This window comes from Rhizobium sp. 01L419 (assembly GCF_056400025.1).
Genome location: NZ_JBFTSM010000002.1, coordinates 629,024 through 643,488 on the forward strand (window position 1 = coordinate 629,024; position 14,465 = coordinate 643,488).

Annotated in this window: 13 protein-coding genes and 2 pseudogenes; 8 read left to right on the forward strand and 7 right to left on the reverse strand. The window is 60.2% G+C overall.

The window, feature by feature from the left end; translation table 11 throughout:
- Window positions 1-11: 11 nt before the first annotated feature.
- From AC1DUP_RS06695 to melA, 3 genes are all read right to left on the reverse strand, one after another.
- Window positions 12-974 (reverse strand): BadF/BadG/BcrA/BcrD ATPase family protein, encoded by a 963-nt coding sequence (locus tag AC1DUP_RS06695; protein WP_113307546.1) that lies wholly within the window; start codon window positions 972-974, stop codon window positions 12-14.
- Entirely contained in the window at window positions 971-1,765 is a 795-nt protein-coding gene (locus AC1DUP_RS06700) for a DeoR/GlpR family DNA-binding transcription regulator (RefSeq protein WP_113307547.1), read from the reverse strand. The genes AC1DUP_RS06695 and AC1DUP_RS06700 overlap by 4 nt, the downstream gene beginning before the upstream one ends.
- A 190-nt stretch (window positions 1,766-1,955) precedes the next feature.
- A complete protein-coding gene (gene melA / locus AC1DUP_RS06705; RefSeq protein WP_113307548.1) occupies window positions 1,956-3,272 on the reverse strand; it encodes an alpha-glucosidase/alpha-galactosidase in 1,317 nt (438 codons plus the stop codon).
- Between the two features lie 103 nt (window positions 3,273-3,375).
- On the opposite strand from melA, the gene AC1DUP_RS06710 reads away from it, so the two are divergent.
- Complete coding sequence (locus AC1DUP_RS06710; protein WP_113307549.1) at window positions 3,376-4,230, forward strand: helix-turn-helix domain-containing protein; 855 nt, start codon at window positions 3,376-3,378, stop codon at window positions 4,228-4,230.
- Window positions 4,231-4,347: 117 nt separating this feature from the next.
- A pseudogene (locus tag AC1DUP_RS06715) lies at window positions 4,348-4,854 on the forward strand (Ldh family oxidoreductase); the annotation flags it as partial.
- Window positions 4,855-4,950: 96 nt separating this feature from the next.
- Here the strand turns inward: AC1DUP_RS06715 and AC1DUP_RS06720 are convergent.
- Complete coding sequence (locus AC1DUP_RS06720) at window positions 4,951-6,171, reverse strand: IS110 family RNA-guided transposase (protein ID WP_477832281.1); 1,221 nt, start codon at window positions 6,169-6,171, stop codon at window positions 4,951-4,953.
- Window positions 6,172-6,433: 262 nt separating this feature from the next.
- On the opposite strand from AC1DUP_RS06720, the pseudogene AC1DUP_RS06725 reads away from it, so the two are divergent.
- The 6 genes and pseudogenes from AC1DUP_RS06725 to AC1DUP_RS06750 form a co-directional block, all read left to right on the forward strand.
- A pseudogene (locus tag AC1DUP_RS06725) lies at window positions 6,434-7,012 on the forward strand (Ldh family oxidoreductase); the annotation flags it as partial.
- Between the two features lie 109 nt (window positions 7,013-7,121).
- Window positions 7,122-7,880 carry a FadR/GntR family transcriptional regulator gene (locus AC1DUP_RS06730; RefSeq protein WP_113307551.1) on the forward strand — a complete coding sequence of 253 codons (759 nt, stop codon included), beginning with the start codon at window positions 7,122-7,124 and terminating at the stop codon, window positions 7,878-7,880.
- A gap of 23 nt (window positions 7,881-7,903) precedes the next feature.
- The gene (locus AC1DUP_RS06735; RefSeq protein WP_113307552.1) at window positions 7,904-8,878 is read left to right on the forward strand and encodes a sialic acid TRAP transporter substrate-binding protein SiaP; all 975 of its coding nucleotides are present in this window, start codon (window positions 7,904-7,906) and stop codon (window positions 8,876-8,878) included.
- Between the two features lie 64 nt (window positions 8,879-8,942).
- Entirely contained in the window at window positions 8,943-9,515 is a 573-nt protein-coding gene (locus tag AC1DUP_RS06740) for a TRAP transporter small permease (RefSeq protein ID WP_113296551.1), read from the forward strand.
- A gap of 4 nt (window positions 9,516-9,519) precedes the next feature.
- Entirely contained in the window at window positions 9,520-10,926 is a 1,407-nt protein-coding gene (locus tag AC1DUP_RS06745) for a TRAP transporter large permease (RefSeq protein WP_113307553.1), read from the forward strand.
- A gap of 9 nt (window positions 10,927-10,935) precedes the next feature.
- Complete coding sequence (locus AC1DUP_RS06750; protein WP_113307554.1) at window positions 10,936-11,979, forward strand: L-idonate 5-dehydrogenase; 1,044 nt, start codon at window positions 10,936-10,938, stop codon at window positions 11,977-11,979.
- On the opposite strand, the gene AC1DUP_RS06755 is transcribed toward AC1DUP_RS06750, so the two are convergent.
- From AC1DUP_RS06755 to AC1DUP_RS06765, 3 genes are read right to left on the reverse strand one after another with little or no spacing between them, the layout of a single operon-like run.
- Window positions 11,976-12,737, reverse strand: a complete 762-nt coding sequence (locus AC1DUP_RS06755; protein ID WP_113307555.1) for an SDR family oxidoreductase — start codon at window positions 12,735-12,737, stop codon at window positions 11,976-11,978. The two genes, AC1DUP_RS06750 and AC1DUP_RS06755, sit on opposite strands and share 4 nt — an antisense overlap.
- 13 nt (window positions 12,738-12,750) lie before the next feature.
- A complete protein-coding gene (locus AC1DUP_RS06760) occupies window positions 12,751-13,563 on the reverse strand; it encodes an ABC transporter permease (protein ID WP_113307556.1) in 813 nt (270 codons plus the stop codon).
- Complete coding sequence (locus tag AC1DUP_RS06765) at window positions 13,563-14,429, reverse strand: ABC transporter permease (RefSeq protein WP_113307557.1); 867 nt, start codon at window positions 14,427-14,429, stop codon at window positions 13,563-13,565. The genes AC1DUP_RS06760 and AC1DUP_RS06765 overlap by 1 nt, the downstream gene beginning before the upstream one ends.
- Window positions 14,430-14,465 lie beyond the last annotated feature (36 nt).

Consider the following 14,465-nt stretch of genomic DNA (forward strand, 5'->3'; position numbering starts at 1 on the left):
ATCGTTGACAGTCATTGTCTTGATCGCGCGATCACGGTGTCGGCCGCAGCCGCGATTTGCCCGAACCAGCGCTCGTTCAGCGGCCAGTCGAGAAGTTGGGCGGCCGCCAGAAGCGCGCCGCCAATGGGAGGAAGTACGGGTGAAATCGCCCGCCGGCCGATACGCCGTTCGACAGCTTCAAGCAAAAGGCGGCTGGAAAAGGTGCCACCTGCATAGGTCCAGTCGGAGCCGGTTTCACAATGGCCCGATATCGCCCAATGGTGCTTGGCAAGCTCCTCGGCGGCCTTCTCGATCAGGTCGATCGCCATTTCGTCGCCTTGCTGAGCGGTTCGGTCGACGAGAATGGAGAGCGCGGCGATACCAGCGCGCGGCCTCGCAAGCCCGTTGATCCAGCCACCGAGAGCATTGATCGGATCGGAAATATCGAGCCGGAGGTGATCATAAATCGCCCTCGCCAGCGCCGTCGGCTTGCCACGTCCATCGAGGCTCTGGCTGATGAGATGCAGGGCTGCACGACCGATCCAGTAGCTGCTGCCCTCGTCGCCGATGAGATCGCCCCAACCGCCGGCGCGTGCGGAGGCTCCTGCTCCGTTGCGCGCCCAGGACATGGAGCCGGTCCCCGACAGAACGAGGATGCCCGGGCGACCGGCAAAGGCGCCGAGATGGGCGGCGTCGACATCGTTGAGGACTGTCCTGAGGATATCCGGAAAAGCTTCGTCGATGCATTGCCTCTGGAGAGCGGAGAGATGCGCAACTTCACCATAGGCGGGCAGGGCAGCGCCGACGGCTGCCAGTCCCGGCTCATTGCGGAAGGGTTCGATATGCCGCTCCAGTTCCCGTCGCCAGTCTGGATTGTCCATCGGATTGACACCGCCGCCGAGCGCGGCGCGCAGAATCTGGCCGTCCTTATTGGCCAGCGTGACGAGAACCTTGCTGCCGCCGCCGTCGATGCCGAGGATCAGCTCGTCGCTCATTCCTTTGCTCCCAGCTCGGCAAAGGTCGCATCGACACCGAAATTGGTGAGCTCGGAGCGCCATTGCGGCGTCAGGCTCTTGTCGGTGATGAGCTTCGCAACATTCAGCGGCGCGACCTTGTAGGTGGCCATCGTCCCGAATTTCGAGGAATCGGCGAGCACATAGCCGTTGGTAGAGCGGGTGAGCATGCGCCGGTTCAGGCTGGCTTCGGCGCTGTCCACGCTGTAGATCGCGCCGTCAGGGCTGATGGCGCTGGCTCCAAGAAACAGCTGATCGAACCAGATCGTTTCGAGCATCGCCTCGGCCTGCGGGCCGACGAGCGAAGCGTTTTCGCTGCGCAGCTGGCCGCCGAGAAGGACGACCTCAAGGTTCGGAATGTTCAGAAATTCCTGAGCGACGATCAGGCCGTTGGTGAAGATGCGCAGCGGTATCGGGTTGATGCGGATGAGCCGGGCAAGCTGAAGAACCGTCGTCCCGGCGTCGAGGAAGATAGCGGTTCGGGGCAGCAGCAGCTCGTAGGCCGCATTGGCAATCGCGCGCTTGGCCGAAAGCTGGCGCTTTTCCCGCTCCTGGAAGGCCATTTCGACCGAGGAACCCTCGGCGATGCGGGCGCCGCCGTGCACGCGGTCGATTGCTCCATCCTGTTCCAGAATCTGCAGGTCTCGGCGCACGGTGGCCAGCGAAGCACCCACCGCATCGGCCAGATCCTGAATGGTGGAAAAGCCATTCGCATAGAGATGGCTTCTGATGGCATCGAGCCGGTCAGTTTTCACTCCGCCACCCTTGTTCACCGACCATCCCCTGTCGTAATTTCGTTTATTTGCGTCAAAGTTCTCACCCGATACGATCAATGTCAATCACAATTATGATCGTTTATGATTTTTTTGATGACGCCAGCTGAGCGCTGAAAATGCAAACGAAAGGCGCGCAGTCCCGAAAGACGGCGCGCCTCATGATGGATCTGGAAGCCTCTGACCGGGCTCAGTGGTACTTCGGCAGAAGGTCGCCATGTTCGTCGATCAGGTCGTCGACCAGGCTCCAGATCTCGTCCGGCGAGAGTTCGGCCGATGTATGCGGATCGAGGAGGGCTGCCTGATAGATGCGGTCGCGTTTCCCCGTCAGCGCTGCCTCGACTGTAAGCTCCTGAACCGAGATGCTGAGCTTCATGACAGCGGCGAGCTGCGAGGGGATCCTGCCGATGCGGGTCGGCTGGATGCCGTTCCTGTCGACATGGCAGGGCACTTCCACGATGCATTCGGCCGGAAGGTTTTCGATCAGGCCATTATTGGGAACATTGCCATAGATCAGTGCCGGATTGCCGGTGACGGCGGCGTGAATGATGCCGGCGGCATATTCGTTGCTGCGGCAGACGTCGATCGGTTTGTCGCCTTCGAGCTCCCGGCGAAGGGCATGCCATTCGGATATCTGCCTTTCACAGCGGCTGATATATTCGTCGAGCGGGATGTTGAGCTTGTCGATGAGCTCAGGGCGCCGGTCCTTGATATACCAGGACGTATATTCGGAGAAATGTTCGCTCGATTCCGTCACGAAATGGCCGAGCCGCTTGAGTACATCGAAGCGCACCCGGTCATCGGATGGCACGCGTCCCTCGCCGGCCAGAGCCCTCAGGCGGGGATAGAGATCCTCGCGTCTGCCATCGGCATGCAGTTTCTCGTATTTCAGGAAAAAGGCGACATGGTTGATGCCTGCCGAAATGTAGTTGATGTCGGCGATATCCTCGTCGAGGCAAGAAGCGAGATGAGCGGCCGTATGCTGGACGCTGTGGCAAAGGCCGACCGTGCGGATGGATGGCGCCAGCTCCTTGATTGCCCAGCAATTGATCGCCATCGGGTTCACATATTGCATCAGCAGCGCATCGGGGCAGACCTCTTCCATATCGCGGCAAATTGCCTCGAGCACCGGAATGGTGCGAAGTCCGCGGAAGATCCCGCCGATGCCGAGCGTATCGGCAATGGTCTGCCGCAGACCGTATCTCTTCGGCACGTCGAAATCCGTCACGGTGGCGGGCTTGTAGCCGCCAACCTGCATCATCAGGATAACGAAATCCGATCCGCGCAGCGCCTCGCGGCGATCAAGGGTGGCCTCGACCTTGACCCTCTGCAGATTGAGCGCCTCGCAGATGCGGCGCGCAACGATCTCCGATGTCTTCAGCCGTTCGGGATCGATATCAAACAGGCTGATCACATAGTCGCTGCCCGAGGGGGTAGAGAGCACGTCCCCCAGAATGTTCTGTGCAAAAACGGTGCTGCCCGCACCCACGAGGCAAATCTTCGGCATTTCGGTCTCCCGCGATTTAAAGGTGCCATAGTCGTGCCTCTTCCAAATCAGAATTTCTTCCTGTTATTGAAGGGAGTATTCCCGGATTGAAGCGTGGCTGAGCATGAAAGACGATCAACACAACAACAGCGGCGAGTGGACGGGGTCGCCACGAGGCTTCCTGATCGAGCGTCATACGGCCGATGCCATGAGCGCCGCGCACTGGCACGATCATGTCGAGATCAACCTGCTTCTCGATGGCGCCATGACCTATCTCTTCAATGGTCGGCAGGAACGGGTTGAGGCCGGGCGCCTTGTCCTCTTCTGGGCGGCCATTCCCCACCAGACAATCCTGGTGACGCCGGAGGCGCCGCTCATCTGTATCTACCTTCCGCTCGTCGACTTTCTCGCGCTCTCCATCGACAAGAAGGCTAGACAGGCGATCATGCAAGGTGCCTTCGTGGTCGAACCCAGTCGTCGCGAGACGACGCCGCTCAATGTTTCTGCCTGGGTCGAGGAGTGGAGCAAGGGCGATCCCGTCCGGCGCCAGCTGATCGCCGAGGAGGCCAAGCTCAGGGTGCGTAGGCTCATCCTCGATCACGCCACTGATCAAGGCTCGTCCGTTGCAGCCGTTGTGACACCCGTCAGCCCCGCCATCCGCCATTCGGAAGTGCTGACCGACCTGATCAACCGGCATTTTTCCGAGCCGCTCAACCTGGGGGATCTTGGAAAACGCGCCAATGTGCATCCAACCACCGCCAACCGGGCATTTCGCGACGTGCTCGGCATTTCTGTGATGGAATATCTGACGCGCTATCGCCTCGCGAGAGCAATGCAGCGGCTGGTCGAGACCGAGGACTCAATCCTGGAAATTGCCCTCGATTGCGGTTTCGGCTCCAGCAGCCGCTTCTACGATATTTTCAAACAACGGACCGGCTCGACACCCAGGCAGTTTCGCCTGTCGCTCGGCAAGTCGTGATGCATGACAAAGTTGGATCGGAATTTCGGCGAGGCGCAGCTTCAGGGACGATTCGCCTATCGAATCTTCTCGCCAGCGCGCTAGAGTTTGAGGTTCCACCTGAACGGATTGAAGCCCATGACAAGTGACAGCAAAGATCCCGCCGGCACCCTGGCGTCCCTGGCAACGATCGAGGACTTTTGCCGAAAGATCTTCCTCGCCGCGGGTGCGGACCAGCAGACGGCGGATGCGGCGACACGGGGGATGCTGCATGGCACGCGCTACGGCATCGATAGCCACGGTGTGCGCCTTCTCCCACATTATGTGAAGGGCTTGACGGAAGGACGCCTCAATCCACGTCCGCATGTCGCACTGGTAAACACGTTCGGTGCCGTCGCCTCGCTCGATGCGGACAATGGCCATGGTGCGCTCGCGGCCTATACGTCGATGGAGCATGCGACGCGGCTTGCCGGGGAATTCGGGATCGGCGCGGTTGCTATCCGCAATTCTTCGCATTTCGGACCGGCAGGTGCCTATGCATTCCATGCCGCCCTGCGTGGCTTCATCGGCTTTGCCTTCTGCAATTCCGACAGCTTCGTGCGTCTGCACGATGGCGCCATGCGCTTTCATGGCACGGATCAGATCGACAAGCGCTTTGCTCAAAAATATGGTATTTTTTCCTTGCGCGGATGACCTCGTGGTGAAGTGCGGTGCATCGGCTGAAAGCACCGTCAGGCCACCTTACTCGAGCCTTGCCGGATTGAGGCGTCCGCGCGCCTTTTGATCAGGCGGGCGCGGACGCCACGTATCGACGAAGCGTTCATAGCCCTTTTGCGCTTGCTCAGCGACGCGCATCTCCTGGTCGCGGAGCTTCTTGACGTTATAGGCATAGGCAGGGCCAGGCTTGTTTCCCTTCTTCTGCGGTTTCCCGGCCAGTAATTCCAGTGCTCGAATCTTGTGTGCCACAAGACTCGGGCGAGCCCAGAGATAGTCGGCCTGTCTGGTCAACATGTGCCAGACCAGAACCGCAAGCTTTCGAGCCACCGCGACGGCTGCGACTTGGTGGCCGCGTTTGGCTCTGATCCGGACGAAGAAGGCGTGCAGCGGCCCCGGCGCTTTTGCGGCCGCCCATGCTGCTTCCACCAGCATGGCCCGCGCATGGCTGCGACCGATCTTGCTGATGCGTCCGTGGTGGGCAGCGCCAAGGCCAGACTGGCGAACCCGCGGATTAAGCCCGAAGTAGCTGACCAGCTTCTGCGGGCTTTCAAAGCGACTGATATTGCCGATGGCGGCCATCAATCCCGTCGCCACGGTGAGATCGACGCCTGTGATCGTGAGCAGCCGTTTGACCGCGGGATCATCCATCGTTCCTTCAGCAATTTGCCGATCGAGCACCGCAAGATCTTCACCGAGCCTGTCGAGTTCGCGTACATGCCGCTGGACCGCAATCTGCTCATCGTCAGGCAGAGGCTGACGTTTGAGCCATTCACGCCCGCGGCCGTTGAACAGGTCGGCATGTGGGCACTTCGGGATCAGGTGAGCATTCAAGATAGAATGGACCTCGTTCTTAATCCGCGTCCGATGTCGCACGACCTGATAGCGACGGGCCACCAGCCTCCTCATGCGTTCTGTGGCGGTGTCTGGTGTCCAGATTTCCGGCAGATACCCAGCAGCATAAAGGTTGGCCAGTGTGCCGGCATCGATCTTGTCAGTCTTCACATGCGCCTGCGCGATCGCTTTCACCTGCAGGGGATTAGCAATCACGACACGTCGCACGAACGGCGAAAGGACACGAGATACAGCCATGCAGTTTCCCGTCGCCTCGATGACAACATCGTCTGTTGACGTAAGTGTCTTGCCGAACCCCTCAAGAGCTGTTCGTGTCATGTCGACGCGGCCACCATGGCGGAGCCGGCCGTCTTCCCAGAAAACCACCTCGCCAAACGTTCGGTGGATATCAATTCCGATAACCCGTCGCATAAGCGTCTCCTGTCGTTTGAACAACGGGAGCTGCGGGCGACACGACAACTACGGATTCGCGCTCTCGGCGCAACCGGGCGAGTCGCAGAGGCGGCCAGCTACTAACGCGAGCTCACAGCTCATCCAATGTATCGGCCTGCCCGCACCTTCGTGCTCCCGGTGCCTCTGTCCCGGATGCTCGCAGCATACGCCGCAATTCTCAGAACTGCAGCAGGACATCACCACCGCAGGTCTTATACCGGTTACCAATCCGATTGCCTGCGCCGTGCCGGTCAGGCATGGTAACCCGTGGCTTTTCGACATGGCGACGAGTGCCGTGCCCTATAACCGGGTGCAGCTCTATCGCAGCCTTGGCCGCCAACTTCCCGAAGGCGTCGCCTCCGATGAGCGGGGTTACGACACGACCGACCCCGATGTGGCCGACATGCTGGCGCCGCTCGGCGGGGAATTCGGCTTCAAGGGCGCGGGGCTTGCGGGTATTCCGGAGATATTGAGCGCAGTGCTGACAGGCATGAAACTGAGCTTCGATATCGCTCCGATGCCCGGCCCTGATTTTTCGACGCCACGCGGCCTCGGTGCCTTCGTCATCGCGCTTAATCCCACCGCTTTTCTCGACATTGAAACCTTCGATGCCGCCATGAAGCGCTACGTCGAAACCTTGAGATCTTCCCCGGCGCGCGAAGGCTTCAAGGTGTTGGCGCCCGGAGACCGCGAATGGGCCGTCGCCGCCGAGCGGGAAAAACATGGCGTTACGCTCGACCCTGCGACAATCGAAGCCTTCAGATCGCTTGCTGCCACTTATCAACTGGTCAGCCCGGCCTGAATGCTTGCGACGGATTGACGCACAACTTTCCCGATGATACCTTTGATCTAATTGGTCAGGCCAGTTGACCAGTTGTGCGCTTGAGGAGAAGCGCGCCGGGGAGGCCACAATGTTTTCGGCAGTTGAATCACGCCGCCTTTACAGGCAGGTGGCAGATCAGATTCGTCTGATGGTCATCCGGGGCGAACTCGTCGTCGGCCAACGGCTTCCCGCCGAGCGGGAGCTCGCGGAGCAACTTTCGGTTTCGCGCCCTACGCTGCGCGAGGCGCTGATCGTGCTTGAAGTCGAAGGCTACATCAACATTCGCATGGGCTCCGGCATCTACATAACGGGCAAACACGCCGCCGAAGTGACCGGCAACGAGCGTGAGCCGGCAGAAGGCCCTTTCGAACTGCTGCAGGCACGCGCCATCATCGAATGCGCGATATCGGAGGAAGCAGCAAAGAGCGCCCGTCCGGAAGACATTGCTGTTCTCGACGAGGCGCTGAGAGCGATGAGCGGCGTGGTGGAGGATGCACGCGCCGTACTTGTCGCCGACCGCGCCTTTCATACCGGCATCGCCGCAATTATCGGCAATGCGACCTTGATCCGAGTCACCGGCGAAATGTTCGATATGCGCATGACGCCGTATTTCGAGAAGCTCGCCAGCCATTTCGAAGGGCCGGTGTCGTGGCGCAGCGCGCTGGAAGAGCACCGGGCTATCCGCGACGCGATCGCCGCGGGTGACGCGGCGGGGGCAAAGGCGGCTATGCGCACGCATCTCACGAATTCGCAGAAGAGATTTTCCGAAAGCTTCGGGGAGGAGTTTTCGGGCGAGGAGGGGCGCGGCCACGCGGCCGGGCCAAACAAGGGAAAAGCAGCCACTTAACGAGATCTCAGGAGGAGAGAGCGATGAAGTTGAAACTGACGACGATACTCTGCACTGCCGCCGCAATCATGGCGACGACGGCGATCGCACATGCCCAGACGGTACTGAAGTGGGCGCATGTCTACGAGACCTCGGAACCGTTCCACACCGATTCCCTCTGGGCCGCGGAAGAGATCAACAAGCGCACCAACGGCCGTTACAAGATTGAAGTCTATCCGGCCTCGCAGCTCGGCAAGGAAGCCGATATCAACCAGGGCCTCAAGCTCGGAACGGTCGACATCATCATTTCCGGATCGAGCTTTGCCGCCCGCGACTACAAGCCGATCGGCGTCACCTATTTTCCCTATATCTTCCGCAGCCCGGAACACCTGATTGCCTATACCAAGAGCGACGTCTTCAAGCGCCTCGCCAAGGGTTATGAAGACAAGACCGGCAACCATATCGCCGCCGTCAGCTATTACGGCACACGCCATACCACCGCCAACAAGCCGATCGCCAAATGCGCCGACATGCAGGGCCTGAAGATCCGCGTGCCTGACGTTCCGGCCTATCTCGCCATGCCGCGCGCGTGCGGCGCCAACACCACGCCGATAGCCTTTGCCGAAGTCTATCTCGCTCTTCAGAACGGCACGGTCGAGGCCCAGGAAAACCCGCTGACGACGATCGAGGCCAAGAAGTTCTACGAAGTCCAGAAGAACATCATCCTGACCGGCCATATCGTCGATCACTTGAATACGGTGATCTCGAAGACGCTCTGGTCGAGCCTTTCGGACGAAGACAAGAAGACCTTCGGCGACGTCATGCAGGAGGCGGCCGAGCGCACGACCAAGACCATCGAAGGCAAGGAAAACAGCCTGATCACCACCTTCAAGGAGAAGGGCTTGAGCGTCACTGAGGTCGACAAGGCCGATTTCGAGAAGACGGTTGCGGAAAAGGTCAAGTTCGAGGATTTCGGCTACGAAAAGACCGATTGGGAAGCGATCCGCGCGATCCAGTAAGTGCCCGGGGGCGCGCCGCCTGAGCGCCGCGCGCCCTTCCTTCCCAACCGGAACAAGGCCGATCATGTCACAAGAAGTCCATACGCAAGTCACTGCCGAGGAGATCGGCCACGAATTCGAAGGGCATGCGCCCACCGCCAATATCTCGGACTACGCCATCGAAGACTGGATCACCCTGATCGTCTTCTGGCTGATGGCTGGTTGCGTCTTTCTGCAGTTCTTCACCCGCTATGTTCTGAACAACAGTTATGCCTGGACCGAAGAGATCGCCGTCAACTGCCTGATCGGCGTCGTCTTTCTCGGCGCCGTCATGTGCGTGCGCACATCGCGCCATATCCAGGTGGATGTCTTCTACCACTACATGCCGGCAGGCCTCGCGCGCGTGCTCGCAACCTTCGTGGACATCGTCCGCATCGGCTTCTTCACCTATGGCTGCTATCTGATGTGGCGCTATGTGCAGATCGTCGCCGACGAGCAGATGGTCACCGTCGACCTGCCGCGCAACATCGTCTTCTACAGCGTGCTTGCAGCCTTCGTGCTGATGCTGATCCGTGCGGTGATCGTCTTCATCGCCAATATGCGCCGCGGCTACTCCGTTCTGGAGCGCCCCGAAGAATTCCACGCTGTCGAAGGATGACCTGATGCTGCTCTTGCTTGGCTCATTTCTGGTACTGATGCTGATCGGCGTGCCCGTCGCGATCTCAATGGCCGTCGCATCCGTTCTCTATATCGTCCTCTACGGCGTTGCGCCCGACATCATTGTCGCCCAGCGCATGATCGCAGGCGTCGAAAGCTTCCCGCTTCTCGCCGTGCCCTTCTTCATCCTTGCCGGCAACCTGATGAATTCTGCGGGTGTCACAGGCCGCATCTATTCCTTCGCCGTCGCGCTTGTGGGCTGGATGAAGGGTGGTCTTGCACAGGTCAACATTATCGGTTCCGTCATCTTCTCAGGCATGTCGGGCACTGCGCTTGCCGATGCAGCCGGCATCGGCACAATCGAGATCAAAGCGATGAAGGATCACGGATACCCGGTTGAGGCCGCGGTCGGAGTGACCGCGGCATCCGCAACGCTTGGTCCGATCTTTCCGCCATCCTTGCCCTTCGTGATCTACGGCATGATGGCGAATGTCTCGATTGGTGCTCTTTTCATGGCCGGCATCCTGCCCGGCATCGTCATGACGCTGCTGATGATGATCACCGTCGCCGCCTTTGCTTATGTGAAGCGCTGGGGCTCCGATGCGCCGTTCGACGTCAAACAGCTCCTTTCCGCAGGTTTGGAGATCGTCGTCGTTCTGCTCGTGCCGCTGTCGATCTACGTGATGATGCGATCAGGCGTATCGATGAACGCTGCGGCCGGCATTGCCCTTGCCGTGCTTCTGGCGCTCGACTGGTATTTCCGCTTTTCCGCCGTCATGGCGCTGATGACGCCGGTCATCCTGATCGGCGGAATGACGATGGGCTGGTTCACGCCGACTGAGGCTGCCGTCGCCGCTGTCCTCTGGTCCCTGTTTCTCGGCCTAGTGCGCTACCGAACGATGACGTTCTCGACGCTTGCCAAGGCGAGCTTCGACACGATCGAGACGACAGCCTCCGTTCTCTTCATCGTCACTGCTGCCTCGGTCTTCGCGTGGTTGCTGACGGTGAGCCAGGCCGCACAGCTTCTGTCCGATACGATCCTGTCCATCACTGACAATAAGTGGGTTTTCCTGATCCTGGTGAATCTGTTGATGCTGTTCGTCGGCTGCTTCCTGGATACAATTGCTGCTATCACCATCCTCGTGCCGATCCTTCTGCCGATCGTTGCGAAGTTTGGCATTGATCCGGTGCAATTCGGCCTCATCATGACCCTGAACCTGATGATCGGGCTCTTGCATCCGCCGCTCGGCATGGTGCTCTTCGTGCTATCGCGGGTGGCGAAACTTTCCGTCGAACGGACGACGATGGCGATCTTGCCCTGGCTGGCACCGCTCTTCATCGCCCTGATCCTGATCACCTTCATTCCCTCCGTATCCCTCTGGCTGCCACAGCAGCTCGGATTGCTGAAGTAGGAGGGTTCGATGCAGACTCGGCTGGCACGGCTTTATGCAAAGGGCGATCTCAGGATCGAGACTGATCCGGTCGCAGCCCCCGGCCCGGGCGAGGTGCTTTTGAAGATGGCAGCCGCAGGTATCTGCGGCTCCGACCTGCATTATTACCAGGACGGCGGCTTCGGGCCGGTCAGGGTTCGTGAGCCGATGATACCCGGTCATGAGGCCGCCGGAACGGTCGAACTGGCAGGCGAGGGGGTGAACTTGAAGACAGGCACGCTGGTGGCGGTCAATCCAAGCCAGCCGTGCGGTGCCTGCGAATATTGCAGCATCGGCATGCCGATCCACTGCCTGGAGATGCGTTTCATGGGCAGCGCAATGCGCCTGCCGCATGAGCAGGGCATGTTCCGGGAATGGCTGGTGGTGCCGGCCAGACAATGCGTCGAGGTTGGAGCCTCGACAACACCGGCGGAAGCGGCCTGCAGCGAGCCGTTATCCGTCTGCCTGCATGCCGCAACACGTGCGCCCGGCATTGCCGGCAAAAAAGTCCTGGTGACGGGCGCCGGACCGATCGGTTCCCTGATGGTTGCCGTTATCAGACATTATGACGCCGGCGAGATCGTCGTCACCGACCTTGCCGATGCGGCGCTAGTGCGGGCGAAAGCAATGGGAGCCAGCCGCACGATCAACGTGGCGCGGGATACAGCTTCATTTGCCGAATTTCAGACGGGAAAAGGCTATTTCGATCTCGTATTCGAATGTTCTGCAGCCGCTCCGGCCATCCACAGCGCAATCGCCGCAATCCGCCCCCGCGGCACCATCATCCAGGTCGGCGTCACCGGAGACGTTCCGTTGCCCCTCAACGCCATCGTCGGCAAGGAGCTGCACATCCACGGGACGCAGCGCTTTCACGAGGAATTTACGACCGCTGTCGACCTGATTTCCCGCCGGAAGATCGATGTGCGGCCGATCATCAGCCACAGCCTACCGCTCCAGGACGCCGTTTCAGCCTTTACCATTGCGGGCAACCGTTCGCTGGCCTGCAAGGTGCAACTGACTTTCCAGTCGTCCTAGACGACGGTCTCGCCGCCATCGACGACGAGGATTTGGCCCGTCATGTAGGAGGAACGGTCCGAGACCAGGAACAGGATCGGTTCGGCGATCTCCGAAACATCCGCCCAGCGGCCGAGCGGCACCTTTTCAGCAATGTAGCCTTCGATCGCTTCGCGGCCGCCCATCTGCGCGATGAATGGCTCATTGAACGGCGTGTCGACCCATCCGGGGCAAAGCGCATTCACGCGAATGCCGAATTTCGCATAGTCGCCCGCCATCTGCCGGGTCATGGCGATGACAGCATGTTTGGTCGTCGTATAAGCGATCATTTCGCGGTCGTAGAGCACGCCTGACGACGAGGACGTATTGAGGATCACGCCTTTGCCGGCTTTTTTCATGATGGGCATGACGAAACGCGCGGCCATGAAATGCGCCCGCACATTCAGGCTCCAGGACCTGTCGAAGCCTTCGACGGCAACCTGTTCCAGATCGCCGGCCACCTGCGCGCCGGCGTGATTGTGGAGGATGTCGATCCGGCCGTGGCGTGCGGCAACAGCGGCAATGCCGGTTTCAAGCGCCTTGTCGTCGGTGACATCGACCACCAGGCATTCGGCACTGCCGCCCGCCTCGGCAATCTGGCTGACGGTCTCTTCAGCATTCAGGAAATCGATATCCGCAACGACGATATGGGCGCCTTCGCGCGCGATGATCAGCGCGCCCGCCCGCCCGATGCCCGAGCCTGCTCCGGTGACGATTGCAACGCGATCTCTCAGTATCATGGCATTTCCCCGGTCAGTTTGTCGTTGTCTTTTCGCGCATCAGGAAGCGCGCGATGAGAATGAGGGCAAGCGAAGCGATCAGCACCATCGTGGCGACGGCATTGATTTCAGGCGTCACGCCGCGGCGGATGGAGGCAAAGACATAGATCGGCAGCGTCGTGTTGGAGCCCGCCACGAAGAAGGCGATGATGAAATCGTCGAAGGAAAAGGTGAAGGCGAGCAGAAAACCCGCCAGGATCGACGGCATGATCTGCGGCAGTACGATCTGCCGAAAGGTCGTGAACGGTGTCGCGTAGAGATCGCTGGAAGCCTCGACGATATCGCGGCCAAGGCTCGCGATGCGCGCCTTCACGATCATCGTCACCAGGGCCATGGTGAAGAGCCCGTGGGCGGCAATGATCGAGCCGTAGCCGAGCGCGAGCTTCGGAGGCTGGTCACCCGGCCAAAGAGCGGCGATAGCAGGGTTGATGAAGCCGAAGACTTCGACGAGGGCAACCAGCGTTGCAATGCCGATGACGACACCAGGCACGACGATCGCCGCAGCAAAGAGACCGTCGAAAACCGCGCGCGCCCGGGCACCGAGCCGCTCCATGCCGATGGCAGCCATGGTACCGAAGATCGCGGCGAGTGCTGCGCTGGTAAAGGCGATGATCAGGCTGTTGCGCAGCGCTTCCATCAGGAAGGTGTTGGAAAGCGCCCGACCATACCATTGCGTCGAGAAGCCGGTAAACTCGCTGGCATTGCGTCCCGCGTTGAAGGAGAACAGCACGACAAGCGCGATTGGCGTGTAAAGGAACAGATAGACGAAGATCACGAGTGCGCGCATCAGATGAGATCCACCTGGCGGGTACCTGCGACGCGCCAGGCAATGCGCATGGCGACAAGCAGCACGATGACGACGACGGCAACCAGTGTGATGGCAATCGCCGATCCAAAGGGCCAGTTGCGTGATTGCAGGAAGAGGTCAACAAGTGCATTGCCGATGAAGAACACCTTGCCGCCGCCGAGAAGCTGCGGGATCAGGTACTCCCCGAGAAGCAGGATCGTCACCAACGCAACGCCGGTCATGACACCCGGTAGCGACAGGGGCAGCGTGATGCCGAAGAAGGTCGAGATAGGCTTCGCGCCAAGGTCGGCCGAGGCTTCGAGCAGCCGGCGGTCCAGCTTTTCGAGGCTGACATAAATCGGCATGATCATCAGCGGCAGGTAACCGTAGACGATGCCGAGCAGCACGGCGCCGGGCGTATTGATCAGCCTGATATTTTCGATGCCGACGAATTCAAGCAGATGCGGAATGCCACGGGCGCCGAGCAGATACATCCAGGCATAGGTGCGCACCAGAAGGCTGGTCCAGAAGGGAACGACGACCAGCGAGACGAGCAGCAGCCGGCGCTGCGGGCTCGCCTTGACCGCCAGGTAATAGGCAACCGGATAGGCGATGATGAGGCAGGCGGCCGACCCGATCGGCGCCAGGATCAGCGTATTGACGAAGGCGGCCGACCGCGCTCCGAGATTGGCAAACTGCTCGAAGGTGAAACCCGCCTGATAACCGCCTTCCGGCGCCCGCTCGCCAAAGGCGAAGACGATGATGGCGATAAAAGGCAGCACCAGGAAGACGAATAGCCAGGCGCTTGCCGGGCCGACAAGGGCGACGGTGATTAGACGCCGTTTGGTGGCATGGGTCAGGGACATGGCTGGTGTCGTTATCCGCCGGATCTGAGAGCTGAA